Genomic DNA, 23,508 nt, shown 5'->3' with positions numbered 1-23,508 from the left:
AATGGAAGGAGTGTCGGGCTTGAAAGACGAATGGGCGATCATGAACTGGGTCAAGCGCGGCAATGTCCGCTCGAAGATCTGGGCGATTCTCCCGGTGGAAAGCGCCGCCGTGCTGCCGCGGATCGACGACAGCGGCCATTGGGAGGATTTCCGCCGCCTGCCGGCCCAGCGTTTCGCCGGCCATGACGCCGCTGCCGAGGCGATCGCGGCGGATGGCTTCTGCTTCATCACCGAAGCCCTGGCCATTGGGCCGCTGGTCAACTGACGCGGCGGCGCCGGGGCCGCGTCGCCGGTTCATCGGCGCGCGGGAAAGGGTGGGGAGGGTGCCTTATCCACGCCCTCCATCGAACGCGTTGAGCGTCGACCGGCTCTCCGCCTCGATGGCGGCCCCCAGGCCCCGCAGCGCCTCCCGTGCGCCGGGGCCGGCCTTTGCGGCCAGCGCCGCCGTCGCGGACACGAGCTGGCGCACCACATCCGCGTCGTTCATGCCATAGCGTGCGATCGCCGCCAGGGCGGGGCAGGCGAAATCCTGCAACGAACTCACCGGGGTTATGACGCGCGGGCGCCCTTGTTCGTCCGCCCGCACCGGCGAGGGGAACTCCCGTTCCGCCAGCGCGCACAGCGCCTGTGCCAATCGGTCGATGCAATAGAGCGCGGTCGTCGGGTCATTGATGCCGGGCGAAAGCGCCCGCTGGGCAATCTCGACGAAGCGGCGAAGCGAGAAGTGCAGGTCCTGTGTCGGCGTGCGGTCCGATCCCACCACGAATGCCTCGCGCAAAAGCTCGAGCACCTCGTCCGAGGCGCGCGCGCGGGGCGCGGCGCGCAGCACGGCGTCCCGCTCGGTGACAAACCGGCCTGGGGGAGTGTCGACGCTGACCATGAGATCGTGCTCGGTTGCAATCCGCATCACCGCCTCTTCGTCGAGGCGCTGCACATAGCCGCTGCCCGGGATGAAGACGGCACGCGCGTCCGCCTCCAGCTCGCGCAGCAGGCCCGCCGGCGCGTGGGCGTCACGCGGGCTCGGTTCCTGTCCCAGCTGGGTGGGATACAGCCGGTCGATCGCGGCCTGCGTCTCGCGCGCCAGCTCGGCCAGCACGGTTTCAATCCGGATCGAGTTGGCGATGTGGTGGATGAAGTAGATGAGCACGGCAAGGCTCAGCGTTGCCAGCACCACGCCGAAGGTGACGGAGATATGGGGGACGAAGCTCGCTTCCTCGGTGCCCCGCACGGTACGCAGCACCAGGAGGCAGTAGAGGAAGGTGCTGGTGAAGGTGCCGAGCACCAGCTGGTTGCCACGGTCGCTCATGAAACTGCGCAGCAGCCGGGGACCGAACTGCGACGAGGCGAGCTGGAGCGTCAGCATGGTCATCGAGAAGGTGAGGCCGGCCACGGTGATCATCGACCCCGCGACCGCCGAGAGCACGGCACGCGCGCCTTCCGGCCCGAAGCCGTAGAGCCAGCCGAGGCGCTTGATCGCCCCATCGTCCAGCGCGGTGTCGAGCCAGACCAGAGCGAAGGAGAGGGCGGCAGCGCCCGCCGCCATGGTCGAGGGCAGGAACCAGAAGCTGGAGCGCAGGCGATCCCACACGCCCAGCAGCCAGGTCGGCAATGACAGATGTTCCATGCTCACCCCCAGCGATCAATCACCAGGGCACCATTTGGTTCCGGCGGCGACGTACTTTGCCGGTACAGGAGCCGGGGCTTTCCGAAGGGGGGCAAAGTCTTTCCACCCCCTTGAAAATAATCTGGTGCCTGGGCCACGGTCAGGAGTTCACCGCTACCGCCCCACCGGCTAGAACCACCGGTAACGCAGATGGAAAACACGATGCCGGATGCCCCCACAATCCTCCTGCTGGGACATGAGGCGACGCTTCATGAATCCCTTTCTCCGATCCGGATCCGAGCCCTGCTCGGCGAGGCGGCGCTCCGGGGTGTCAGGGTGGTCCTGGCCCGTAGTGCCGATTGCGACGTTTCCACAGGGCGGATAAGGGCGAACGAGTTCGTCGAAGGGGCCTGGACGAGCGTCGAGATCGGTGTGCCTCCGCTCGTCGTCGCGGCGGCGCCGGTTACGCGGCCCGAGCATCGCGTCGTCGAGAACTGGCTGCGCGAGACGACCAAGCTTCTCGGCTTTGACGGCTTCGACAAGCACGAAATGACCGCGCTGCTGGCCGCCTATCCCCACCTTGTGCCGCACCTGATTCCCGAAGAGGTGCTCGTCGCTGAGCGGATCGAGGCACAACTCGCCCAGTGGCTGGAAGATGGCCCGATCGTGGTGAAGAGGTCCGATGGCGCTCTGGGAACCGGTATCTTCTTCATCGTTCCGCAAGGCGGCGAGGTTGTCGTTCACAAGGACTCGCAGTCCTGGAGCGGCACGGCCGCCGAGGCGATGGCACGCGTCGTTGGCGCGATCCGCGCGCGCATGGCGTACCGGACCTATCTGGTTCAGCGCTTCATCGACACCCGCGATGCGGTTGGCCAGCCGGCGACCGTGAGGCCCGATATGGTCCGCCGGCCGGATGAAGGCTGGGACATTTACCGCCTGACGGGCCGCATCTCCATCGGCTCCAAGCTGGTGTCGAACCGGGCCAAGGGTAGCGCGCTCGTGGACGCGGAATCCTTTTTCGCCGCGCGTGGGGCGATCGACCCGGCTGGAAAAGTGGACGAGATTCAGGCGCTTGCCCGGGACATCGCCACCACGCTGTGCCGCGAGCCCGGCCTGAGCGCCTGTTATGAGTTCGGCATCGACTTCGCCGTCGACCAGGATCTCCATTTCTGGTTCCTCGAAGCCAACAAGCGCCCCCTCGCCAATGGTGCCGAAGTTGAACGGATGGGCCCGGTGATGACCTACTGGCTGTCGCTGATCGCCGATTGATCCCCTGCGTCCCAGCCCCCCCGGCCGGATGATCGGATGAATCCATCCATCAGCATACCGAATGTGTTGCTGGCCACCGTCTCCTGTATCGTTCCATGAGACCTGACGCCTGGGAGGGGGTGCTCCACGACCTGAGGCAAGGCGGCGAGATAACGCGCCGAAGCCGTGTCAGCGACGTTCTCGGCACCGTAGACGATCTCGATATGGGGCGTTCGATCGGCGCTGGCGATCTGCTGCCGCAGATTGGTCTCGTCCTCGGTCAAGGGGCGTCCGATCTTGGTTCCGATGCGGTCCCGTGTCCTTCCCGCCAGCACCGGAAGGATGATGGGGCTGAAGGCCATGATGCCCTCGGCGCCCAGCTTAAGGCCGTAATGGAGAGCCCCGTAGCCGCCGGCGGACTGGCCGAGGCAGAGCACCCGGCGAGACTGGAGGTCGGCACACAGGCCGCGCAATTGCCGCACCGTGGTCTCCACGTCGGCGCCAAGCCCCGACACGCCGCCGAAATAATAGCTGTGCGACCAGTCGAAGAGATAAATGACGTTGACGTTCAGCCGTCCGAGCAGGTTTTGCATGAAGTAGACGGACAAGCCCAGGCGCTTGGCCCTGCCGGTGAAGGCGACCAGCGTCGTATCCGAATTGGCTGGAACGACCCAATAGCCGCGGTCCTCCGCCCCCTCATCCTCGGTCCCCATATCGGGCAGAAGCTTGAGGTCACCGGCGCGATGTCGCCGCAGCTCCCGCAGATCCGCCATCACTTCCGCGACGCTCGCGCGCAGGTCGCGCACATCCATGAGTGTCGCCAGCATGGCGACCGTCTCGCCAATCATGCCGCAGCGGACGAACTGGCGGCAGACGTCGAGGCGCAGCTGGGGATCGGAGTTCCCGTGCGCGATGGACTTGGCATAGGCGAGGTAGGATGAATCGAGTCGCGAGGCGGCGTGGATCCGCCGGGAGGGACGGAGCGCCGACGCGCTAAACGTGGTGTCCGGCGGCATTGGCGACGATCTGTCCGGCAAGTTCCCGGATTGTTAGTTCGCTAACGAGAAAGAACTCTGCCCCGATGGGACGATTGAACGTCGTCTCGAACTGCAGCGCCATTTCGACGGCGTCGACGGAATCGATGTCGAAATGGGAGAGGCGGGAATCCAAATCGATCGTATCGCTGTCCTCGCCCGAAATGACGGCGAGATAGATAACGATCCAACGGCGCACGCGCTCGCTGTCCAGTGATGTCTGCATGAGAGAATGTCAGCGAGAGAGTAGCGGTGGGTCGGCCTCGGATAACATATGCATACGCCCGAACCTGGAGCAAGGGCCGGTTGTCCTTCTCCGGCCCGCCTACCGCGAGCAGGCATTGCCGCTCTGTTTCCCGCAGCCGGAAAAATGCGCCAGAATTGTTTCCCGGCGTTGCGCGAGCCGGGGCAGCAATGCTCGGTCGCAAAAATCTTCGGCAGGGTCGGGGATGGGCGCGTATAGGGACGGCATGGACGATATGCGCGGTTCGGAAGCGGGAAGTGGCCCGCACATTCTCGTGGTCGATGACGACCAGCAAATCCGCAAGCTGCTCGGGCGCTATCTCGCCGAGCAGAATTTTCGCGTGTCGCTGGCCGCCGATGGCAAGGAGGCGGAGCGCCGCCTCACCGAGGGGCGCATCGACCTGGTCGTGCTCGACCTGATGCTGCCGGATGTCTCCGGCCTTGACCTGTGCCGGACGATCCGTGTGCGTTCCACTGTACCGATCATCCTCCTCACTGCACTGAAGGAAGATGTCGATCGCATCATCGGGCTGGAGATCGGCGCCGACGATTATCTCGGCAAGCCGTTCAATCCGCGCGAGCTTGTCGCCCGCATCAGGGCCGTGCTGCGGCGCCTTTCGCAGCGCGACGCGGCGCCCGCCGCGCCCGTCATGCGCCTGCGCTTCAGCGGCTTTCTCGCCGATCCGACCAGCCGCCAGCTCTGGGACCCGGAGGGCCGGGAAATCGTGCTCACCGGCGCTGAGTTCGACCTTCTGCTCGCCCTTCTGGAGCGGCCGGGCCGCATGCTGTCGCGCGAGCAGCTTCTCGACATCACCCATGGCCGCGCCTCGGCCGGCTTCGACCGCTCGGTCGACGTGCTGATCAGCCGGCTGCGACGCAAGCTCGGCGACGCTGGAAACTTCCAGATTATCAAGACGTTGCGCAATGGAGGCTATCAGTTGGCCGCGCGCGTCGAGCCCGCAGCTGGCGCGGACAGCGCCTCCTCGTGAACACCATTCGCACCAAGCTTACGGCACTTCTGGTCGGCTGCGTGCTTGGCGTGCTCGTGGTGGCGACCGGGCTTTCCTTCCTCATGCTGACGCCTCCCGATTTCGGCCGGGTGGACGATGCCGCGGCGGTTCAGCTCGGCTTGCTCGTCGATCTCGCCGAGCGCACGCAGGACGCGGTGGGGGAAGCTCCCTATGGCCGCATCGCTCGCGCCCCTGCCGGCGGGCACCGGATCGAGCTCATCACCGACTCAATCAACGGCGCCCTCGCGCGCCGCGGGCGGGCGCTGCATGTGCTCATCAGCGAGCCGCCGGATCTGGATTGGCCGGTCATATCGGCCCCACTCTCCGACGGCCGCTGGCTCATTGTCCCGTGGGGTCTTCCTGTCCCGGGTCCCAACAATGCGTGGCCTCTGGTCGGCTGGATACTGCTTGTCGCGCTTGGGGTCACGCTGGTCATGGTCGTCGCCGTGCGGCGGATGACGGAGCCACTGGCGCTGCTGCAACGAACCGCTGATGCGATAATGCCCTGCAGCGATGTCGATCCGGTTCCGGAGAAGGGGCCGGCCGAGGTCCGGGCCGCAGCGCGCGCCATCAACCAGCTGGCGACACGGTTGCGGCAGGTGATGGAAAGCCGCATGCGGCTGGTGGCGGCCGCCGGGCACGATCTGCGAACGCCGATGACACGCATGCGGCTGCGGGCCGAATTTCTGGCGGAGGAAGAGCGCACGGCCTTCATCGACGACCTCGACGAACTCGACCGGATTGCCGACAGCGCCATCCGCCTAGTGCGTGAGGAGGTGGAGGGCGATGGCGGCGAGCTGATGCGTCTCGACTCGATGGTCGCCGATACGGCGGCGGAGCTGCAGGAGATCGGCTACGCGGTGACGTTGGCACAGACTTGCCCGGCGATCATCCGAGCGCGGCCGGAGGCACTCCGGCGGGCGCTGCGCAACCTCTTCATCAATGCGGCCACCCATGGGCGCGGGGCGACGGTGCGGATGGCGAGTGGCGTTGGCAGGGTGCAGGTGCTGATCGAGGATGCAGGTCCCGGAATACCTGAGGAACTGCTCCCGCGCGTGTTCGAACCCTTCTTTCGTGTCGATCCGGCGCGCGGTGCGCCTACCCCTGGGGCGGGGCTGGGCCTGGCCATCGCCGAGCAGATCGTTACCCGCAATGGCGGGACATTGAAACTGGAGAACATGGCGGTCGGTTTGCGTCAGGTGCTTGAATTTCCGATGGTGACGCTGGGAGAGGGGCTGCCCGAAGGAGGATAACCCAAGGAAGGTATTGCGCTGGCGCGTCTTTCCGGGCTGAGATGGCCCATCCCCCTCTGCCGGAGCCAGTCATGGCCAATTACGTGAAGATCAGCGGCTTTCTGGGCGCCTGCATCACGGGCGTCGTGCATTTCCTCACCGATCTGCGCAAGGCCCCCGCCCTTGCCGAGGAAGCCGGCTATGGCGACCTCCCCAAGCTGCCCAAGCCCAAGCCGACACTCATTCCCATCATGAAGATCGCCCCCGCCATCGGCTGGGGTCCGGGCCAGAAACCCACGCCCGCGCCGGGCTACAAGGTCAGCTTCTTCGCCGAAGATCTCGATCATCCACGCTGGGTCTATGAATTGCCGAACGGTGACATCCTCGTCGCCGAGACCGCCGGACCGCCCTGGCCGGCCGGTATTTTCAGCCTGCGCTGGTGGGCGATGGGCTTCGTCATGGTGCGCGCCGGGGCGGGGGTGAAGAGCGCCAACCGCATCACCCTTCTGCGCGATGCCGATGGCGACGGCGTCGCCGAGATCAAGCTGCCCTTCCTGGAGAATCTGTATTCGCCTTTCGGCATGGCGCTGGTTGGCGATCAGCTCTATGTCGCAAACGCAAATGCGCTGGTGCGGTTTCCCTATGTGCCCGGCGCCACCCGCATCGACGCGCCGCCGGTGAAGGTGTGTGACCTGCCTTCGGGCCGCAACCATCACTGGACCAAGAGCCTGGTCGCCAACAAGGAGGGCACCAAGCTCTATGTCGGCGTTGGCTCCAACTCCAACGTCGCCGAGTTCGGGATGGAGGAGGAGGTCGACCGCGCCGCCATTCTGGAGGTCGATATCGCCACCGGGACGCGGCGCGTCTTCGCCGGCGGCCTGCGCAATCCGGTTGGCATGGACTGGAACCCGGTCACTGGCGAATTGTGGACCAGCGTCAACGAGCGCGATGAGATCGGCGACGACCTCGTGCCGGACTACATGACATCGGTGAAGGACGGCGCCTTCTACGGTTGGCCCTATTGCTATTACGACAAGATCGTCGACGAGCGGGTAAAGCCGCAGCGGCCGGACCTCGTGGCCGCTTCGCTCAAGCCAGATTATGCGCTCGGCTCGCACACCGCCTCGCTCGGCCTCACCTTTGTCGATGACGACCGCTTCGGCGCGCGCTTCACCCACGGAGCGTTCATCGGCCAGCACGGTTCCTGGAACCGCAACCCGCCCTCTGGCTACCGGGTCATCTTCGTTCCTTTCAAGGACGGCAAGCCGGCCGGGCCGCCGGAAGAAATCCTCGGTGGCTTCCGGGTCAATGGCAAGGCGCTCGGCCGCCCGGTCGGGGTGATCGTCGACAAGCGCGGCGGACTTCTGTGCGTCGACGATGTCGGCGACTGCATCTGGCGCGTCTCGGCGATCTGAGGCTGGCGCAGCTGATGAGTGTCAGGCGACGGCAGGACCGATCCTGCCGTCGTCGAAGTCGAAGCCGAAAAAGGCGATGTCGCGGGCATAGAGCTCCGCCACCAAGGCTCGGGTCCCGTCAGTGTAGTAGCGGCGGTAGTCGCTGCGACGCGAGGCGTTGATGACCGGTAGCGGGCCGGTGATGCCGGTGCGCTCCGTAACCTGCTTGAAGTCCTCGGCAAGCCGCTCGAAGCGGCAGACGTGATCGACCATGAGCGTGCCGGCCTCGTCGACGAGATAGTCGAGCTGGTTGCGGTGGATCGATTTCGCGCCGTCCGAATCGCGCACCAAGTCGCCGCAATGGGCGAGGAAATCCTCGAACGTCGTCGTCCGCTGCAGCACATAGGTCTGGAAGGCATTCAGTTGCGCCCCCCGCAGCCAATCCGCCCGGCGGGCGTCGATCATCGCCCACCACGACACGAGGCGATCCCATGGATTCCGCACCACAGAGAAGGTGAAACAGGTATCCCATTGAGGCCGGCCATAGAGCTCACGCAGCTCGAGTGCAGTGAAGTGCTTCTCTGGCAGCGCGGCGGGAAGACCGAAATGGGCGGTGATGGATGTTCCGCCGGTTTTCTGAATGTGAACGAAGATGACTTTTCGTTCGTGATCGATCACGTTACGCTCCAAATTAGGCATATGGTACCGATTGATGATCTAAAATCGTGCTCGGTGTCGCTGTCGAGTGGTTGTGGGGCGCTGGGGTCGAGATTCAACGGTCCGGTTGTCACCGAAGCATCCAATGGCCGCCGGCCTCTTCCGCCGGAGCGGAGAATGGCCTAAGTGCGCGGGAGATTTTCTCGGGAACCTTCGCGCGCATGATCCGGCTTGATTCCATCGGCAAGCAGAACGGCAAGCAGCTCGTCTTCATCGAGGCGTCGGCGACGCTCTTGAAAGGCGAGAAGGTGGGCCTCGTCGGTCCCAATGGCGCCGGCAAGACCACGCTTTTTCGCCTGATCACGGGCGAGGAGGCTCCTGACGAGGGGCAGGTATCTTCCGACCGTGGCATCACCATCGGCTATTTCAGCCAGGATGTCGGCGACATGGCCGGCAAGTCGGTGCTGGCCGAGGTGATGGACGGCGCTGGGCCGATTAGCGTCATTTCCGCCGAATTGCGGGCGCTGGAGGCCGCGATGGTCGACCCCGACCGCGCCGACGAGATGGATGCGGTCATCGAGCGCTATGGCGAGGTGCAGGCCCGCTTCGAGGAGCTGGACGGATATTCGCTGGAGGGCCGCGCCAGCGAGGTGCTCGCCGGCCTCGGCTTCACGCAGGAAATGATGGACGGTGACGTCGGGCGGCTGTCCGGCGGCTGGAAGATGCGGGTGGCGCTCGGACGCATCCTGCTCATGCGTCCCGACGTGATGCTGCTCGACGAGCCTTCCAACCATCTCGACATTGAGAGCCTGATCTGGCTGGAGGCGTTCCTGAAGAATTTCGACGGCGCGCTGATGATGACCTCGCATGACCGCGCCTTCATGAACCGGATCGTCAACAAGGTCGTCGAGATCGATGCCGGTTCGCTCACCTCCTATTCCGGCGATTACGAGTTCTATGCCCAGCAGCGCGCCTTGGCGGAGAAGCAGCAGCAGGCACAGTTTGAGCGTCAGCAGGCGATGCTGGCCAAGGAAATCGCCTTCATCGAGCGTTTCAAGGCCCGCGCCTCCCATGCCGCGCAGGTGCAAAGCCGGGTGAAGAAGCTCGACAAGATCGAGCGCGTCGAGCCGCCCCGCCGGCGCCAGACGGTGGCCTTTGAGTTTCAGCCGCCGCCGCGCTCGGGCGAGGACGTGGTCAGCCTGAAGAACGTACACAAGGGCTATGGCGCCCGGCGCATCTATGACGGGCTGGACTTCCATGTCCGCCGCCGTGAGCGCTGGTGCGTGATGGGCGTCAACGGCGCGGGCAAGTCGACCCTGCTCAAGTTGGTGGCGGGCGAGACCGTGCCTGATGACGGCAGCGTCTCGGTGGGCGGCAGCGTGAAGATGGCGTATTTCGCCCAGCACGCCATGGAGGTGCTGGAGGGCGAGCGCACCGTGTTCGAGACGCTGGAGGATGCTTTCCCGCAGGCGGGGCAGGGCTCCCTGCGCTCGCTGCTCGGCTGCTTCGGTTTCTCCGGCGACGATGTGGAGAAGAAGTGCCGGGTGCTCTCAGGCGGCGAGAAGGCGCGCCTCGCCATGGCGCGCATGCTTTATGACCCGCCGAACTTCCTCGTGCTCGACGAGCCGACCAACCATCTCGACATCGCCACCAAGGAAATGCTGATCGCCGCGCTGGCCGACTATGAGGGCACGATGCTCTTCGTCAGCCACGACCGCCATTTTCTCGCTGCGCTGTCGAACCGTGTGCTGGAACTCACCCCGGACGGTATCCACCAATATGGCGGCGGCTACACCGAATATGTCGCCCGCACCGGGCAGGAAGCGCCGGGGCTGAGAAACTGATCGCCGGATTGGCTCCCCGATGGGGATGTCAGTGCCCCCGGGAGAGCGCCTGCAGGCCGATCTCGTCGATCAGCAGAGTGTCGTCATGCACCTCCGGCACGAAGCCGATGCGGGCATAGAAGGCGTGGGCGCCGGCATTCGCTTTGTCCACATGCAGCTTCATGAACGCGCACCCCCGCGGGGCCTCGCGGGCGATGACGGCGGCAAGGAGCGCGCGCCCCAGCCCGCCGCCGCGCTCGGACGGCGCGACATAAAGATCCTCGACAAACACCCCCGGCCGGCCGCGCCAGCCCGAGAAGGCATACGTGTAGAGGCAAAGCCCCACCGGCTTGCCCTCCTGCGTGGCGATGACCGCCTCGAATAGGCCAAGCCCGGTCGGGCCGTAGCGCTCCAGGCTCGCCGCATCGGCACCCGGTGTGAAGCCGGGCCGGACATGGTCGGCCAGCTGCGCGATCATGTCGGCGACGGCGGCAAGGTCGCCCCGCTCGATCGGCCGGATCGTCGGCGGCTCCCGGGCTTCGATGGCCTTCACCGACATCCCTCCGGCGCCACGCGATGGGTCGCGCCGAAACCGTCCAGAAAGGCGACCAGGTTGCCGCCAAGGCCGTCGCAGACATAGCCGCCTTCCTGCGTCAGCACGGTCGGCAGGCCGAGCTCGCCGATCTTCGCACCAATGCGGCGGAAGCCGGGCGTTGTAACGCTGAGGCCGGCGAAGGGGTCGCCCTCATAGGCGTCGAGCCCGAGCGCGATCACCAGCGCGCCCGGGCAGAAGGAGGCAATGCGCGACAGTGACCGGTCGAGCGCGGCGAGGAAGCCCTCGTCGCCGGTCTTGCGTGGCAGCGGCAGGTTGAAATTATAGCCGAGGCCCGTCCCTTCGCCCCGCTCATCGCCATGACCCCAGAAGAAGGGATAGAAGCGCGACGGGTCCGCATGAAGCGAAACAGTGAGCACGTCAGCCCGGTCGTAGAACACGCCCTGCGTGCCATTGCCGTGATGAACATCAACATCGAGGATGGCGACGCGGGGCGTGCTCGCTCGCAGCGTCTGCGCGGCGATGGCGGCATTGTTCAGGTAGCAAAAGCCGCCGGCCAGATCTTTGAAGGCATGGTGGCCGGGCGGGCGACACAGCGCATAGGCGGCGCCTTCACCTTCCATCACGCGATGCGCCGCATGAGCGGCGGCATGGGCGCTGCGCAACGCGGCTGGGAAGGTCTCGGCCCCGATCGGGCAGGACGTGTCCGTCATATGGTAGCCGGCCTGCCCCACGGCGGAGAGCGGGTAGCCGCCGCCCCGCCGGTCGGGGTGGATGTTCGGGATCACCTCTTCCGACGCGCCTTCGATCCGCTGCCAGCGCGCGAAAATGCCGTCGAGGAAGGCGAGATATTCCGGCGTATGGATGGACGCCGCCGGCGCCAGGCCAAGATCGGGCGGCACTTCCGGCGTCAGGCCCGCGGCACGCGCGGCGTCGAGCAGGATGTCGGCGCGAGCGGGCGTCTCCGGGTTGGGCGCGCGGGCGCCGCTGGTCAGGAAGAAGCCGGGATAGTGCCGCTTCTGCGCGGCATCGAAGATCACCTTCATGGCGCGGGGGTCCCTGTGGCGGGGGCTGGCGAGCCTTTCAGTGCCAGTCGGGCGCGCACCTCGTTGGGAGTGGCGAGCCGGTAGCCGAGTTCCTCGACGATCCGCCGCATCTTGCGCACCTGCTCGGCATTCGAAGTCGCTAGCTCGCCGCGGGCGATGGCGAGGTTGTCCTCCAGCCCCACGCGGACATTGCCGCCGAGAATGACCCCCATGGTGCCGAGCGGCATTTGCTGGCGGCCGGCGGCGAGCACGGAGAAATGGTAGTCGGTGCCAAGCAGGCGGTCGGCGGTCGCCTTCATGTGCATCAGCTGTTCCGGCGCCGCGTCGATGCCGCCCAACACGCCGAGCACGAACTGAAGGAACACCGGCGGCTTCAACAGGCCCTGCCTGAGATAGAAGGCAACGGTTTGGAGATGACCGACATCGTAGCATTCCAGCTCGAAGCGGGCGCCGCGCTGCGCCCCGAGGTCGGCGAGAATGGTCTCGATGTCCTCGAAGCTGTTGCGGAAGATGACCGAGCGGGTGGCTTCCAGAAAGCCGCGTTCCCAGTCATGGCTCCACTCATAGCGATCGGCGAGCGGAAACAGCCCAAAATTCATCGAGCCCATGTTCAGCGAGCACATTTCCGGTTCAATCAACCTGGCGGCAGCCAGCCGGTGGTCGAGCGTCATCCGAGAGGAGCCGCCGGTTGACAGGTTCAGCACCGCGTCACTGCCGGCGCGGATCCGGGCGACGATCTCGCGGAACAGTGCCGGCTCGGCCGAGGGCATGCCGGTGGCGGGATCGCGCGCGTGCAGATGCAGGATCGCCGCGCCGGCCTCCGCCGCCTCGATCGCCTGGTCGGCGATCTGTTCGGGCGTAATAGGCAGATAGGGGCTCATCGAGGGCGTGTGAATGGAGCCGGTGACCGCGCAGGTGAGAATGACCGGACGGTTCATCACGCCCCTCCCGCCGGCAGCTTCGCTTCGATTGCGAAACTCTCCAGCGCCGATGTGAGCTGTGCCATGATCTCGTCGATCTGCGCATCGGTGACTATGAGCGGGGGGCAGACCATGAAGTGATCGCCGACTCTCCCGCCACGAGTGCGGCGCGAATAGATGATGAGCCCGGCATCATAGGCGATGTCGACGAGGCGCAGATGGGCGTTGAGCGCCGGTGGCAGCGGGGCCATCGTCTCGCGGTCGGCCACCAGTTCGAAGGCCAGCAGAAGACCCTTGCCGCGAACATCGCCGATAAAGGGGAAATGCGCCATCAGCCCTTCGAGCCGTGCCTTCAGCACCGCCCCCTGCCGCTCGGCGGCCTCGATGAGGCCGAGCCGGTCGATCTCCTCCAGCACGGCGAGACCGGCGGCGCAGGCCAGCGGGTTGCCGGCATAGGTGTGGCCATGAACGAACCCCCCATGGTCGATCACCGTCTCGGCAATGGTGCGGTCCGCAACCATGGCGCCGAGCGGCGCATAGCCGGCGCCGAAGCCCTTGGAGAGCGCCACGATGTCGGGTCGAAGATTCCAGTGTTCGCTGGCGAGATAGCGCCCGGTGCGGCCGGCCCCGCTCATCACCTCGTCGCAAATGAGCAACAGGCCGAACTCGTCACAGATGGCGCGGATCGCGGCATAATAGCCATCCGGTGCCACCAGCGCGCCGGTGGAGGCCCCGCCCACCGGCTCCATGATGAAGGCGAGGCAGGTCTCCGGCCCCTGCCGCAGGATTTCCTCGCGCAGCATGAGGGCATAGCGCAGGCCGCGCTCTTCGAGGCTGAGCCCGTCGCGGTCGAGATAGCAGGTAGGGGCGGGGATTTTTGGCATCTCCCGCAGCATCGGCGCGAAGGGCGCGCTCATCAGCGACATGCCGGTGACGGCCAGCGCCCCCAGGGTCGAGCCGTGATAGGAGGGAAAGCGCGAGATCACCTTCCAGCGCTCGGCCTGCCCACGCGCCACCGCATATTGCCGGGCGAGCTTGAGCGCACTCTCCACCGCTTCCGAGCCGCCGGAGACGAAGAACACCCGGTCGAGCCCTTCCGGCATGCGACCTGCGATGCGGGTAGCGAGGCGTTCGGCCGGTTCGTTCTCGAAATGCAACCGGTAGCCGAAGGTGGAAAGCTCCATCTGCCGGCGCATGGCGTCGAGCACGGCCGGATTGGAATGGCCGATATTGGAAACCATCGCCCCGCTGGAGCCATCGAGATAGCGTTTGCCCTCGCTGTCCCAGAGATAGACGCCCTCGCCACGCGCGAGCGTCGGCCGGCGCAGGCGGGTCTGGTAGAAGAGATTGGAGATGGGACGCTCAAGGCTCATCGGCGACTCATGCGCGGCGGCGAGGGAGGCGGCGCCATCACCCGGCCCGCCGGCGGTGAGGGCGTCGAAAGGCAGCCTTTGCTCATCACGCGTCATGATGGAGCGGTGTTGTCGGCAGCGGATCCTGCGAATTCGCATGGAGAGGTGCGCCCACTATCGCGCCAATCCCGGCATCGCGCTACCGTGCGGGCAGCTACGGCTAGCCGAGGCAGGCATCCTCCGTGGCGCTGTAGCCCTTGGGTCTTGGCGCGCTGTTCGCGGGCTGCCCCCGCCCGAGCGCGCCGTCCGATCTCGCCCTGAGATAGATGAAGATGGCGTCGATGAAACACATCACATTCGGATTGGTGCCGAAGGCCGGCATTACCAGATCCTGGCTGACGCTCACATTCTTCTTGCCGTTGGTGACGGTGTCGAGGAACTGGCTGTAGCTGAGGCCCTGCAAGGCATCGGTCAGCGCGGGCGCGAAGCTGGAGCCCAGTCCGTCGGGGCCGTGGCACTGCATGCAATTCGCGGTGTAGCGGATGTAGCCGATCGCCGTGTACCAGTCGACCGTGCCATCCTTGTCGATCTTGTAGGTCGGGTTGCCCTGCTTGTCGCTGTACTCGCCGTTGTCGGAACTGACCGCGGCCGGGTCGCCGGAAGGGTCGGCCAGGGCAGGGGGCATCAAGAAAAGCAGGCAGGCGGCGACGGCCGCGCCGGGGCGTGCAGGCATGCGATCCTCCTGCTCCGCCGTCTTGTTCTGGAATAGTCCGCAGTCGGAGCAGATTGATGCTCCATCGGCTGCCGGCTGCGGTCAACCGGAAGGCAAGGGCCCAGCCGGGCCTTTTTCTCCGGCCAAACCTACTACTCAACCGAATGAAGGGTCGGAAGAGGCGAGCAGATGAGTGTAGGCGCCATATAGAGGTGGGCTGGCTCAACAAGCCAGACGCGCTGGAACAGGAAGCGCCCCCTTCACCCCATCGAGGGGCGAGAAGCTGACGCCCCAAGAGTCCCGATGGAATTCAGTCCTGTCCGCTCAGGGGCTGACGGGAATGATGATGGTTCCGTTCGTGTTGTCCGCCGCCGAAATCGCAGCCGAAAGACCCGCGCCGACGGCAAGAGTGCCGGCGATGGCAAGGGCGGGGTTCACGGTGCCCGAATTCGTCAACCCGAAGCCGCAACCCGGAACGTTGACAATCTCGGTCGTCGAGCTGGCGACCGTCAGCGTGCGATCACTGCCGAAATCGACCACTGCCTTGCCCTGCCCGAGCACGGAAACCTTGTCGCCGGAAACCAGTGAAGTGCCGAGCACGCCCGGCGTGAAGCCGGTGCCCTTGTCGACCATGACCGATCCGACAGCCTGTGTCAGACGCCCCCCCGTCTGGCAGGCATCCTGAGCAGCCGCACTTCCAACAGCGCCAAGCGAGAGAGCGCCCGCAACCACCATCGAGAACATATTACGCATCATAGACCTTGACCTCCGAGGACACAGAGTGCCGCAGAACGACCTTACCTTTGCATAGCATATCCATGCACATAAAAAACGTCCGTCATTGGAAGGCGGGTGCCGTACGGGGACCTCGTGTGTCGCGGCCTTGCGGCTGCAACCCTAAGGTGCCGGCGCTGCATCAAAAAGGGGAGGCCGTGTAATGACTTGTAAGCCGTCGGCCGCATTGTGGCATTTGGGCAACAAGCTGAGTTCTTTTGGAGGGCTAGCCTGATGCGGGGGTAGTTGCGCCCCAAAGGCGCTCGGCGATTCGCAAGGAGGCAGCTGTACTAGAGCGGGCTGCGCGGCTCGGCCAGGGCCTTCGGGTGTGCGGCGGCTTCCGTGCGGGGTAGGCGCTTCCCTTCCGTCTCGCCTGTGGGAATGGAGGGCTGGATCTGCTCCGCGCCCCATCCTATAGCGAGGCTTCGCATGACTGAGGGGCGGAGAGCGTGATGGAAGGCGAGGAATTGCGGACGATTCTGTGTCGACTGGAAACAGGGATGGTGCTTACCGTGCCAGACGCCTGGATCGACAAGAAGATTCCCGGGTCAAACGTGACCCGCGCCCGCCTGGTGGCCGAGATCGCCCGGCAGTATTTCTGCAACCACCATCAGGATTTCGGCTCGCAGCGCTTCGAGAAGCAGGAAGTCGCCTTCACCGGGTGAGGTCACGGGGCCGGGCGCGCTCCACGGTTGCCATCGGAGGCGGCGTCACCCGCTCCTTATCAAGCGAGCGCTGCAACACGGCGTTGAACGCCTCGGGGGGCGGTCATCGGGCAATGACCGGCATGAGCGATGGTGGGCAGGTGCAGGAAGAGGTTGGCCGCCGCCATTTCCCGCCAGGGGTCGAGCGATGCCGCCCGGCCATGCGCGCCCCAGATCAGATGGGTATCGACGGTCACGCTGTGTCGATAAGGCTAGGTGCGGTGCTGAAGTTCTTCTCGAATTTGACGAAGAGATCGTCGAATGCGATTGGTTCGTATCACTTACTTCGCACTATTTCGATTTGAGCTGAAAAGATCAATAATCCGGCAAAGACCCGGCAAAAATGGCAAGGTTTGGCATGTTTTTGCCCCCGGTGGTGCATGAGGATGTCATGCAAGCATTTTCCAGGCTGGGCGACAGGAATAAATCTTTTTCTACACCGGAAGAATGATCGAAGGTCAGTGACTTTTTTTGATCGGAACTAGGTCATTGAAGCATCTGATCGGCCCGTGTGCTGGAACTCCGCAAGAAAACCTGATCGTATGGAAAAGCTCCCGACCTCGGCGTGTTCGCGCAAGACATGCGCGGACGAAGTGCTTTCCGCACAAGTGCAGCCCGGGGGAAGGGCGCCGGCCTGACAGCGAGGGGGACTCTCGCGGGCTTTGTTGTTGGGGGTATGATGACGCCGCGTTTCCGCTTGCCGACCAATGTCGTCGTCGTCATTCTCACCCTGGTTCTGTTCTCGCTCGCCGCCATTTTCGTCGTCTCCGCGCCTGGCGGGTATCAGGGCTATGCGGAGGCGGATTTCATTTTTGTCGGCCCGGATGAGGCCGGGCGCGTCGTCGACCTCAAGGTCGATGAGGGTGCGCGTGTGACGAAGGGCATGCCGCTCTTCACCATCGACGAGGATTTGCAGGTGGCTGACCTGAAGGCGGCCGAAGCTGCCCTCGGCCAGGCGCTTTCAGAGCTTGCCAACGTCAAGGCTGCTGCCAAGCGCCCGGCGGAAGTGGCGATTCTGGAGGCCAGCGGGAGGCGGGCCGCGGCGGCGCTGGAGCTTTCCCGTCTGGAACTCGACCGTCAGAAGGACCTGCAGTCCAAGCAGGTGGCGTCGCAAGCAGCCCTCGATGCTGCGCAGCAGACCTATAACCAGAACGAAGCCTCGCTCGAGCAGGCGCGCCATGAGATCGAAGCCGCCAAGCTCGCGGGCCGCGACGACCAGATCGCCGCCGCCGAAAAGGCGGTGGATGCGGCCCGCGCCAGCCTGGCCGCCGCGCAGGTGCGGCTGGACCGGCGGCGCATGTTCGCGCCCGTCAGCGGCACGGTGGAGACGCTGTATTTCCGCACGGGTGAACTCGTGCCAGCCGGCAGGCCGGTGGTGTCGATCCTGCCGCCGGAACTGATCAAGGTGCGCTTCTTCGTACCCGAACCGGCGCTACCCCAATTCCAGCTCGGCACCGCCGTGGCGGTGAGCTGCGATGGCTGCGCCGAGGAGATCGACGCCACGGTCAGCTACATCGCCGCCAGTGCCGAGTACACGCCACCGGTCATCTACAGCCTGGATGAGCGCTCCAAGCTGGTGTTCATGATGGAGGCCAGGCCGCGCGATCCCTCGAAGCTGCGCCCCGGACAGCCGGTCACGGTCGAGATCGCGCCATGAGCGCCCACCGGGAGCCTGTGGAGGCGGTTCCGCTGGAGCCCAGGCCCGGCCGCGACGTCGACTACGCGATCGATGTTCAGGGGCTGAGCAAGAGCTTTGGTCCCAACCGCGTGGTCCGCGATCTCTCCATGCGGGTGAAGCGCGGGCAGATCTATGGCTTTCTCGGCCCCAACGGTTCGGGCAAGACCACCACCATCCGCATGTTGTGCGGGCTGCTGACCCCGGACGAGGGGCATGGCACCTGCCTTGGCATGGATATCCTGACGCAGGGCCGCGCCATTCGCCGTCACGTCGGCTACATGACGCAGAAATTCAGCCTCTATGCTGATCTGTCGGTGCAGGAGAACCTCGAGTTTATCGCCCGTATCTATGGCGTGCCCGATGCCAAAAAGGCGGCGGGGGAGGCGATCGCCTCCCTCGGGCTGGAGGGGCGCGAGCGGCAGCTGGCCGGCGATCTGTCCGGCGGCTGGAAGCAGCGTCTCGCCCTTGGCGCCTGCATCCTGCCCAAGCCTCAGCTTCTCCTGCTGGACGAGCCGACCGCCGGCGTCGACCCCAAGGCACGGCGCGAATTCTGGGCCCAGATTCACGACCTCGCGGCAGCGGGTGTCACGGTGCTCGTCTCTACCCACTACATGGACGAGGCCGAGCGCTGCCATGAGATCGCTTATATCGCCTATGGCGAATTGCTGGCGCAGGGCACGGTGGAGGAGGTCGTTGCCGGCTCCGCGCTGCACATGTGGCGCGTCACCGGGCCGGACCCGGCGGGGTTGGCACGCGAGCTGATGGAGGTCCCCGGTATCGAACTGGTCGCCCCCTTCGGCACCAGCGTGCATGTCGGTGGGCGCGACCGTGCGGCGCTGGAGCTCGCCATCGCCCGTTTCGCCGCGCGGGAGGAGCTTGTCTGGCGCCCGGACAGCCCGAACCTGGAGGACGTGTTCATCGACCTCATCAACCGCTCGAGGGATAATTTCCGGTGAACGGGGTTGCAGCCTCCCTGCGCCGTATCGGCGCGATGATACGCAAGGAATTCATTCAGCTGATGCGGGACCGCGTCTCCTTCGCGTCGATGGTGTCGATCCCGCTGCTGCAGCTGATCCTGTTCGGATATGCCATCAACACGACGCCGCGGCACCTGCCGACCGCCGTGCTGGCCTATGACCAGTCGTCGCTGGCCCGCTCCATCCTCGCCGCCATCGAGAACACCAAGTACTTCTCCATCATCCATCATCCGGTGAACGAGGCCGAGGCCGAGCATCTGCTGCGCTCGGGGCAGGTGCTGTTCGTGGTGGAAATCCCCGCCGGCTTCGAGCGTGCCGTGCGGCGCGGGGAGAGCCCGTCCTTGCTCGTCTCGGCGGACGCCACGGATCCTGTGGCGTCGACCAGCGCGCTGGCGGCACTGGGGCGGCTGGTGGAGACCTCGGTGCGACGCGAGCGCTTCAATGTGGACGATGCGCCTGAGGGCAGCGGGCTGGAACAGGCGCCGCCTCCCTTCGATTTCCGCACGCATCCGCGCTACAACCCGGCCGCCGTCACCCAGCTGAACATCGTGCCGGGACTGCTCGGCACCATCCTCACCATGACCATGCTCATCTTCACCGCCCTGTCGGTGACGCGGGAGATCGAGCGCGGAACGATGGAGACACTGCTCGCCATGCCCATCCGTCCGGTGGAGATCATGGTGGGCAAGATTGCGCCCTATGTCATGGTCGGGGCGATGCAGGCGGCAATGATCCTTGGCGCGGCCGTGCTGCTGTTCGATGTTCCCGTCGTCGGCAATCTGGCGCTCCTCACCGTCCTGACCGGCCTGTTCATCCTCACCAACCTCTCGATCGGCTACACATTCTCCACCCTGGCGCAGAACCAGCTGCAGGCGGTGCAGATGACCTTTATGTACTTCCTGCCGAATATCCTGCTGTCCGGCTTCATGTTTCCCTTCGCCGGCATGCCGACCTGGGCGCAATGGATCGCTGAGACGCTGCCGCTGACCCACTATCTCCGAATGGTGCGCGGCATTCTGCTGAAAGGGGCGACCTCAGCCGATCTGGCGCAGAACATCGTCGGCCTCAGCGTGATCATGCTTGTCGCCATGGTCATCGCGGTGAAGCGCTTCCGGCAGACCTTGGACTGACCGGCCGCGCACGGCCCGGTGGATCAGCACGCGCCGCCTGTGCCGAGGCTGGTGTCGGCCTTGTCGAGTGGCGGAAAGGTGGCCAGCAGGGTGAACCGTTCCAGTTCCTCGGTGCCGATCACGTCGATCGCATCCGAGCGCACCCACAAATGGGCCATCAACTGGCCCTCCGGACCTTTCATCACACCATAATACAGCGTGGTCGGCACCCCGCGCCGGTGCAGGATCACCCGGGCCGACAGGCCCTGTTCGAGGCACATGGTGCGGAACGGCATGCGGCGTGCCACAGCGCGGATCGCCCAGCGCGCCCGTGTGATTTGCTCCCGAGCATCCGAAGGAGGTGGGCGTGTCGGCCGGGTGGCGGAAATGCTGGCCACATGGCGGAACGGCAGCAGCACGATCGCCAGCCGGGCGAGACCCACCGTCACCAGCGCCTCGCCCAGCAGCAGGCGGTCGCGCCACGCCAGACGTTGCCAGCGGGCGGCAAGTGAGGGCGAGCGCCGGGCGGCGCTCACGGCGCGATGTCCCATACGGGCACAACTCGGGCCAGGTCGGTCGGCGATAGGCGGGGCTTCACTATGTGCGGTGCCTCCATAGGAGCGCCCGGGAGGCAAATCTCCTCTCGACGATCCGGAAAGCCATCCAAGACCGAAGCCGCCGGTTTCTCAAGCCCGCCCGTCGGCGTGGAGGCTGGGATTTACTGGCGGTCGAGCAGCTTGCGCTCGACTGTCTGCAGGTGGGCGCGCATGCCCGCCGCCGCGGCGGCGATGTCGCGATGCTCGATGGCGTCGACGATCGCTTCATGTTCGGCGAAGCTGTGATGGTCGGGCAGCGGCTTCACCGGTTCGGTGCGCAGCCGGCCCCAGGTCACGGCCCGGCGCACCGCATTCAGCGTGTCGAACAGGCCGAGCAACAGCGTGTTTTGCGAGGCCTCGGCAATGGTGCGGTGCAGGCGCGTGTCCCAGGCCTCATATTGGCGCCAGGTCTCGGCCTGACGGGAGCGGGTCAGGCACATCCGCATTTCGGCGATGTCTTCCGGCGTCGCGGTGAAGGCCGCGGCGCGGCAGATCTCAGGTTCCATCACGATGCGCGCCCGCATCACCTCGGCTGGATTGCTGCGCCTGGCCAGTGCCGCGATGTCGGCGAAGGTGTCCAGCGGCCGGCTGCCCATGAACGTGCCCTTGCCGACATGACGCCAGAGCTGACCCTCGGCTTCAAGCACGTCGAGGGCCTTGCGCAGTTCCGTACGTGACACGCCAAGAGCCGCCGATAACTCCCTTTCCGGCGGCAGGCGGCCATCGTCGGCGAGATCGATCTGGGCGAGATAGCCACGCAACTGCGTGACGATGCCTTTTTCCAGATGAGGGTCGGTGGAAGAATTAAGCATGGTGTCCGGATCAACCAAATCGTGAATTGGTTCATTCTATGGCGGCATCAAATCCTTCGGTCAAGCCAGTCCGGCCTTGACCGCCCACGGCGGCCAATATAAACCAAAATGAAATTGGTATCCAACCTCGCGGGTTGGCATAAGTGGCGGACTGAAACCGCTCGGCTCTCATGGGAGACTGAAAATGCTCAAGGAACTGACGAAGAAGCTGTGCGGCCTGTCCGGGTTGGCGATTGCCGCCGGCATTGGGCTGGCCCTGGTGGCGGTGCCGCAGGCCGAAGCCAAGGTCCGCGTCGCCTATGGCGATATCGCCTCTGTCGAGAATCTTCACCTGCTGGCCGCTTTCGAGCTCGCCAAGCAGCGGGGTGTCGAGATCGAGATGACCTATCTGAAGTCCGAGGATATTGCTGCGCAGGCGGTGGTGAGCGGACAGGCGGATATTGGTGTCGGCGGCCCCTACGCGCTGATGCAGAAGGTGAAGGTGCCGGTCCGCATCTTCCTGCAGCTCTCGACCCTTCGCTTCTATCCGGCGGTCAATGCCGAGTTCTACAAGACCTGGAAAGATCTGAACGGCCAGGAAGTCGCGGTCCACTCGCGCGGTTCGGGTACCGAAGCCATCATGAAGCTGATGGAAGAGAAGCAGGGCATCAAGTTCTCCAAGATCAGCTACATCCCGGGCTCGGAAGTGCGTACCGGCGCCCTGCTGCAGGGCAACGTCAAGGCGACGATCGTTGATTCCGCCGGCCGCCGGCTGCTGCAGGAAAAGGCCCCCGGCAAGTTCATCATCCTGCCGCTCGACGGCATCAATGCCACGGATGAGGCGCTGTTCGCCCGCCAGGACTTCCTGGACAAGAACCCCAAGGATGTCGACGTCATCGTCGAGTCGGTCATCACCACCTGGCGCGAAGTGACCAAGAACCCGGCGATCGTCGCGGAGTGGCGCACCAAGTACAAGCTGCTGCCCGACCTGCCGGCCGATCAGGTGGCGGAGATCACGCCGTATTTCACCGAACTCGCCAAGGGCAAGGCGTTCCCGCTGAATGGCGGCGGCGAGGCGGCGGCCAAGGACGACTTCGCCTTCTACACCCTCTCCGGCCAGCTCCAGGGCGACCCTGCCAGCCTGAAGGTCGAGGATTTCTGGGCCCTCGAGCCGCTGAACCGCGCGCTCGGCAAGGTCGGCACGAACTGAGGCCGGTGGGATGAGTTTCCCGGTACAGGCGAACGGCTCCCCGCGAGCCGTTCCCAACTCCGAGGCTTCCTTCTTCTGGAGGAAGCTCTCGGAGCACCGCACGGCCCTTTGGCGCCTGGCGTCAATTGGCCTCTTCTTCCTCGTCTGGGAGATCGCCGGTCGCATTCCGATCAGCTTCGCCTTCCCGACCTTCCTGGAGACGCTGCGTGCCTTCGTGACGATGACGCTCGATGGCTCCTTCGTCGCCGCCTATGCCGAGACGCTGCAGCCGCTGGTGATCGGCATCGCCATCTCCGCTGTCATCGGCATTGGCCTCGGCATCGTCATGGGTCTGTCGCGCTTCGCCGAGTGGCTGGTCGCGCCGGTGTTCATCGTGCTCCAGGCGGCGCCCATGGCGGCGCTGATCCCGCTCATCACCTTTGTCTATGGCATCGGACTGGTGTCGAAGACGCTGGCGGTGATCATGCTCGCTTTGCCGGTGATCGTTCTCAACGGCTACAAGGCGGTGCGCAACGCCAATCCCTCGCTGGTGGCCATGTGCTACTCGTTCCAGGGAAATCTCTGGCAGCGCATCACCAAGATCATCATCCCCGATGCGAGCCCGGTGATCTTCGCCGGCCTTCGCCTCGGCCTCGCCGCTGGCTTCATCGGCGTGATCCTGGCGGAACTGCTGATCACTCCGACCGGCATCGGCGATCTCATCACCTATCATCGCTCGGTGGCGAATTATGCCGAGATGTATGCGGCTGTCGTCTCCATCATCCTCGTGTCCACCCTGACGCTGGCCGCGCTTGAGGCTTTCGAGCTTCGCGTGCTGCGTCCCGAGAAGAGAAAGTCCTGAT

At 65.2% G+C, this 23,508-nt stretch carries 25 protein-coding genes; 12 read left to right on the top strand and 13 right to left on the bottom strand.

Going from position 1 to position 23,508, the window contains the following annotated elements:
• The first annotated feature begins 19 nt into the window (after positions 1-19).
• The gene (locus J2S76_RS08865) at positions 20-265 is read left to right on the top strand and encodes a hypothetical protein (protein ID WP_307059574.1); all 246 of its coding nucleotides are present in this window, start codon (positions 20-22) and stop codon (positions 263-265) included.
• A 63-nt stretch (positions 266-328) separates the two neighbouring features.
• Here the strand turns inward: J2S76_RS08865 and J2S76_RS08860 are convergent, their stop codons facing one another.
• Positions 329-1,624: a DUF2254 domain-containing protein gene (locus J2S76_RS08860; RefSeq protein ID WP_307059572.1), complete on the bottom strand. Its 1,296-nt coding sequence runs from the start codon at positions 1,622-1,624 to the stop codon at positions 329-331.
• A 189-nt stretch (positions 1,625-1,813) separates the two neighbouring features.
• On the opposite strand from J2S76_RS08860, the gene J2S76_RS08855 reads away from it, so the two are divergent.
• On the top strand, positions 1,814-2,872 hold the full coding sequence (locus tag J2S76_RS08855; protein ID WP_307059570.1) for a YheC/YheD family protein: 1,059 nt from the start codon (positions 1,814-1,816) through the stop codon (positions 2,870-2,872).
• On the opposite strand, the gene J2S76_RS08850 is transcribed toward J2S76_RS08855, so the two are convergent.
• Positions 2,845-3,867: a hypothetical protein gene (locus tag J2S76_RS08850; protein ID WP_307059568.1), complete on the bottom strand. Its 1,023-nt coding sequence runs from the start codon at positions 3,865-3,867 to the stop codon at positions 2,845-2,847. The two genes, J2S76_RS08855 and J2S76_RS08850, sit on opposite strands and share 28 nt — an antisense overlap.
• Positions 3,845-4,111 (bottom strand): acyl carrier protein, encoded by a 267-nt coding sequence (locus J2S76_RS08845; protein WP_307059566.1) that lies wholly within the window; start codon positions 4,109-4,111, stop codon positions 3,845-3,847. Before J2S76_RS08845 ends, J2S76_RS08850 begins: the two co-directional genes overlap by 23 nt.
• A 244-nt stretch (positions 4,112-4,355) precedes the next feature.
• Here J2S76_RS08845 and J2S76_RS08840 point away from each other — a divergent pair, with 244 nt between their 5' ends.
• The 3 genes from J2S76_RS08840 to J2S76_RS08830 all read left to right on the top strand — a co-directional run bounded on the left by J2S76_RS08840 (position 4,356) and on the right by J2S76_RS08830 (position 7,785).
• Entirely contained in the window at positions 4,356-5,117 is a 762-nt protein-coding gene (locus J2S76_RS08840) for a response regulator transcription factor (RefSeq protein WP_307059564.1), read from the top strand.
• 41 nt (positions 5,118-5,158) lie between these two features.
• Positions 5,159-6,391 (top strand): ATP-binding protein, encoded by a 1,233-nt coding sequence (locus J2S76_RS08835; RefSeq protein WP_307059562.1) that lies wholly within the window; start codon positions 5,159-5,161, stop codon positions 6,389-6,391.
• Between the two features lie 71 nt (positions 6,392-6,462).
• Positions 6,463-7,785, top strand: coding sequence for a PQQ-dependent sugar dehydrogenase (locus J2S76_RS08830; RefSeq protein ID WP_307059560.1), 1,323 nt, complete (start codon positions 6,463-6,465; stop codon positions 7,783-7,785).
• Positions 7,786-7,806: 21 nt separating this feature from the next.
• Here J2S76_RS08830 and J2S76_RS08825 read toward each other — a convergent pair whose 3' ends face one another.
• Positions 7,807-8,442: a sulfotransferase family 2 domain-containing protein gene (locus tag J2S76_RS08825; protein ID WP_307059559.1), complete on the bottom strand. Its 636-nt coding sequence runs from the start codon at positions 8,440-8,442 to the stop codon at positions 7,807-7,809.
• Between the two features lie 200 nt (positions 8,443-8,642).
• On the opposite strand from J2S76_RS08825, the gene J2S76_RS08820 reads away from it, so the two are divergent.
• Positions 8,643-10,265, top strand: coding sequence for an ABC-F family ATP-binding cassette domain-containing protein (locus tag J2S76_RS08820; protein WP_307059556.1), 1,623 nt, complete (start codon positions 8,643-8,645; stop codon positions 10,263-10,265).
• 28 nt (positions 10,266-10,293) lie between these two features.
• Here J2S76_RS08820 and J2S76_RS08815 read toward each other — a convergent pair whose 3' ends face one another.
• The 6 genes from J2S76_RS08815 to J2S76_RS08790 all read right to left on the bottom strand — a co-directional run bounded on the left by J2S76_RS08815 (position 10,294) and on the right by J2S76_RS08790 (position 15,460).
• Positions 10,294-10,797, bottom strand: a complete 504-nt coding sequence (locus tag J2S76_RS08815) for a GNAT family N-acetyltransferase (RefSeq protein WP_307059554.1) — start codon at positions 10,795-10,797, stop codon at positions 10,294-10,296.
• Positions 10,794-11,843, bottom strand: a complete 1,050-nt coding sequence (locus tag J2S76_RS08810) for a histone deacetylase family protein (RefSeq protein ID WP_307059552.1) — start codon at positions 11,841-11,843, stop codon at positions 10,794-10,796. The genes J2S76_RS08815 and J2S76_RS08810 overlap by 4 nt, the downstream gene beginning before the upstream one ends.
• Positions 11,840-12,781 carry a 3,5-dioxohexanoate:acetyl-CoA acetone transferase gene (gene kce / locus J2S76_RS08805; RefSeq protein WP_307059550.1) on the bottom strand — a complete coding sequence of 314 codons (942 nt, stop codon included), beginning with the start codon at positions 12,779-12,781 and terminating at the stop codon, positions 11,840-11,842. The genes J2S76_RS08810 and kce overlap by 4 nt, the downstream gene beginning before the upstream one ends.
• Positions 12,781-14,136 (bottom strand): aminotransferase family protein, encoded by a 1,356-nt coding sequence (locus J2S76_RS08800; RefSeq protein WP_307060204.1) that lies wholly within the window; start codon positions 14,134-14,136, stop codon positions 12,781-12,783. Before J2S76_RS08800 ends, kce begins: the two co-directional genes overlap by 1 nt.
• A 199-nt stretch (positions 14,137-14,335) precedes the next feature.
• Positions 14,336-14,848, bottom strand: a complete 513-nt coding sequence (locus J2S76_RS08795) for a c-type cytochrome, methanol metabolism-related (RefSeq protein ID WP_307059548.1) — start codon at positions 14,846-14,848, stop codon at positions 14,336-14,338.
• Positions 14,849-15,151: 303 nt separating this feature from the next.
• Positions 15,152-15,460 (bottom strand): hypothetical protein, encoded by a 309-nt coding sequence (locus tag J2S76_RS08790; RefSeq protein WP_307059546.1) that lies wholly within the window; start codon positions 15,458-15,460, stop codon positions 15,152-15,154.
• A gap of 641 nt (positions 15,461-16,101) precedes the next feature.
• Here J2S76_RS08790 and J2S76_RS08785 point away from each other — a divergent pair.
• Positions 16,102-16,266, top strand: coding sequence for a hypothetical protein (locus tag J2S76_RS08785; RefSeq protein WP_307059543.1), 165 nt, complete (start codon positions 16,102-16,104; stop codon positions 16,264-16,266).
• 59 nt (positions 16,267-16,325) lie between these two features.
• Here the strand turns inward: J2S76_RS08785 and J2S76_RS08780 are convergent, their stop codons facing one another.
• Entirely contained in the window at positions 16,326-16,502 is a 177-nt protein-coding gene (locus tag J2S76_RS08780) for a hypothetical protein (RefSeq protein WP_307059541.1), read from the bottom strand.
• Positions 16,503-16,870: 368 nt separating this feature from the next.
• Between J2S76_RS08780 and J2S76_RS08775 the strand changes: the two genes are divergently transcribed.
• Genes J2S76_RS08775 through J2S76_RS08765 form a run of 3 tightly spaced genes read left to right on the top strand, consistent with a single transcriptional unit; the run spans position 16,871 to position 20,090 of the window.
• A complete protein-coding gene (locus J2S76_RS08775) occupies positions 16,871-17,962 on the top strand; it encodes an HlyD family secretion protein (protein WP_307059539.1) in 1,092 nt (363 codons plus the stop codon).
• Positions 17,959-18,939, top strand: coding sequence for an ABC transporter ATP-binding protein (locus J2S76_RS08770; RefSeq protein ID WP_307059537.1), 981 nt, complete (start codon positions 17,959-17,961; stop codon positions 18,937-18,939). The genes J2S76_RS08775 and J2S76_RS08770 overlap by 4 nt, the downstream gene beginning before the upstream one ends.
• 35 nt (positions 18,940-18,974) lie before the next feature.
• The gene (locus tag J2S76_RS08765) at positions 18,975-20,090 is read left to right on the top strand and encodes an ABC transporter permease (protein ID WP_307060202.1); all 1,116 of its coding nucleotides are present in this window, start codon (positions 18,975-18,977) and stop codon (positions 20,088-20,090) included.
• A gap of 23 nt (positions 20,091-20,113) precedes the next feature.
• On the opposite strand, the gene J2S76_RS08760 is transcribed toward J2S76_RS08765, so the two are convergent.
• Together J2S76_RS08760 and J2S76_RS08755 are read right to left on the bottom strand one after the other, a co-directional pair.
• Positions 20,114-20,605 carry a lasso peptide biosynthesis B2 protein gene (locus tag J2S76_RS08760; protein ID WP_307059535.1) on the bottom strand — a complete coding sequence of 164 codons (492 nt, stop codon included), beginning with the start codon at positions 20,603-20,605 and terminating at the stop codon, positions 20,114-20,116.
• A 182-nt stretch (positions 20,606-20,787) separates the two neighbouring features.
• Positions 20,788-21,477: a FadR/GntR family transcriptional regulator gene (locus tag J2S76_RS08755; protein ID WP_307060200.1), complete on the bottom strand. Its 690-nt coding sequence runs from the start codon at positions 21,475-21,477 to the stop codon at positions 20,788-20,790.
• A 184-nt stretch (positions 21,478-21,661) separates the two neighbouring features.
• On the opposite strand from J2S76_RS08755, the gene J2S76_RS08750 reads away from it, so the two are divergent.
• A complete protein-coding gene (locus tag J2S76_RS08750) occupies positions 21,662-22,666 on the top strand; it encodes an ABC transporter substrate-binding protein (RefSeq protein WP_307059533.1) in 1,005 nt (334 codons plus the stop codon).
• A 10-nt stretch (positions 22,667-22,676) separates the two neighbouring features.
• The gene (locus tag J2S76_RS08745; RefSeq protein WP_307059531.1) at positions 22,677-23,507 is read left to right on the top strand and encodes an ABC transporter permease; all 831 of its coding nucleotides are present in this window, start codon (positions 22,677-22,679) and stop codon (positions 23,505-23,507) included.
• The last annotated feature ends 1 nt before the right edge of the window (position 23,508 follow it).

Origin of the sequence: Ancylobacter vacuolatus (assembly GCF_030813595.1) — a bacterium.
Lineage (GTDB): Bacteria > Pseudomonadota > Alphaproteobacteria > Rhizobiales > Xanthobacteraceae > Ancylobacter > Ancylobacter vacuolatus.
The sequence above is the reverse complement of the archived record's forward strand: the minus strand, read 5'-3'. Positions and strand labels throughout refer to the sequence as shown.

Excerpts from the sequence above, each read along its gene's own strand:
- J2S76_RS08860 (WP_307059572.1), bottom strand. The coding sequence starts at position 1,624 with ATGGAACATCTGTCATTGCCGACCTGGCTGCTGGGCGTGTGGGATCGC.
- J2S76_RS08855 (WP_307059570.1), top strand. The coding sequence starts at position 1,814 with ATGGAAAACACGATGCCGGATGCCCCCACAATCCTCCTGCTGGGACAT.
- J2S76_RS08850 (WP_307059568.1), bottom strand. The coding sequence starts at position 3,867 with ATGCCGCCGGACACCACGTTTAGCGCGTCGGCGCTCCGTCCCTCCCGG.
- J2S76_RS08845 (WP_307059566.1), bottom strand. The coding sequence starts at position 4,111 with ATGCAGACATCACTGGACAGCGAGCGCGTGCGCCGTTGGATCGTTATC.
- J2S76_RS08840 (WP_307059564.1), top strand. The coding sequence starts at position 4,356 with ATGGACGATATGCGCGGTTCGGAAGCGGGAAGTGGCCCGCACATTCTC.
- J2S76_RS08830 (WP_307059560.1), top strand. The coding sequence starts at position 6,463 with ATGGCCAATTACGTGAAGATCAGCGGCTTTCTGGGCGCCTGCATCACG.
- J2S76_RS08820 (WP_307059556.1), top strand. The coding sequence starts at position 8,643 with ATGATCCGGCTTGATTCCATCGGCAAGCAGAACGGCAAGCAGCTCGTC.
- J2S76_RS08810 (WP_307059552.1), bottom strand. The coding sequence starts at position 11,843 with ATGAAGGTGATCTTCGATGCCGCGCAGAAGCGGCACTATCCCGGCTTC.
- kce (WP_307059550.1), bottom strand. The coding sequence starts at position 12,781 with ATGAACCGTCCGGTCATTCTCACCTGCGCGGTCACCGGCTCCATTCAC.
- J2S76_RS08800 (WP_307060204.1), bottom strand. The coding sequence starts at position 14,136 with ATGAGCCTTGAGCGTCCCATCTCCAATCTCTTCTACCAGACCCGCCTG.
- J2S76_RS08795 (WP_307059548.1), bottom strand. The coding sequence starts at position 14,848 with ATGCCTGCACGCCCCGGCGCGGCCGTCGCCGCCTGCCTGCTTTTCTTG.
- J2S76_RS08790 (WP_307059546.1), bottom strand. The coding sequence starts at position 15,460 with ATGGTCGACAAGGGCACCGGCTTCACGCCGGGCGTGCTCGGCACTTCA.
- J2S76_RS08785 (WP_307059543.1), top strand. The coding sequence starts at position 16,102 with ATGGTGCTTACCGTGCCAGACGCCTGGATCGACAAGAAGATTCCCGGG.
- J2S76_RS08770 (WP_307059537.1), top strand. The coding sequence starts at position 17,959 with ATGAGCGCCCACCGGGAGCCTGTGGAGGCGGTTCCGCTGGAGCCCAGG.
- J2S76_RS08765 (WP_307060202.1), top strand. The coding sequence starts at position 18,975 with ATGATACGCAAGGAATTCATTCAGCTGATGCGGGACCGCGTCTCCTTC.
- J2S76_RS08755 (WP_307060200.1), bottom strand. The coding sequence starts at position 21,477 with ATGCTTAATTCTTCCACCGACCCTCATCTGGAAAAAGGCATCGTCACG.
- J2S76_RS08750 (WP_307059533.1), top strand. The coding sequence starts at position 21,662 with ATGCTCAAGGAACTGACGAAGAAGCTGTGCGGCCTGTCCGGGTTGGCG.
- J2S76_RS08745 (WP_307059531.1), top strand. The coding sequence starts at position 22,677 with ATGAGTTTCCCGGTACAGGCGAACGGCTCCCCGCGAGCCGTTCCCAAC.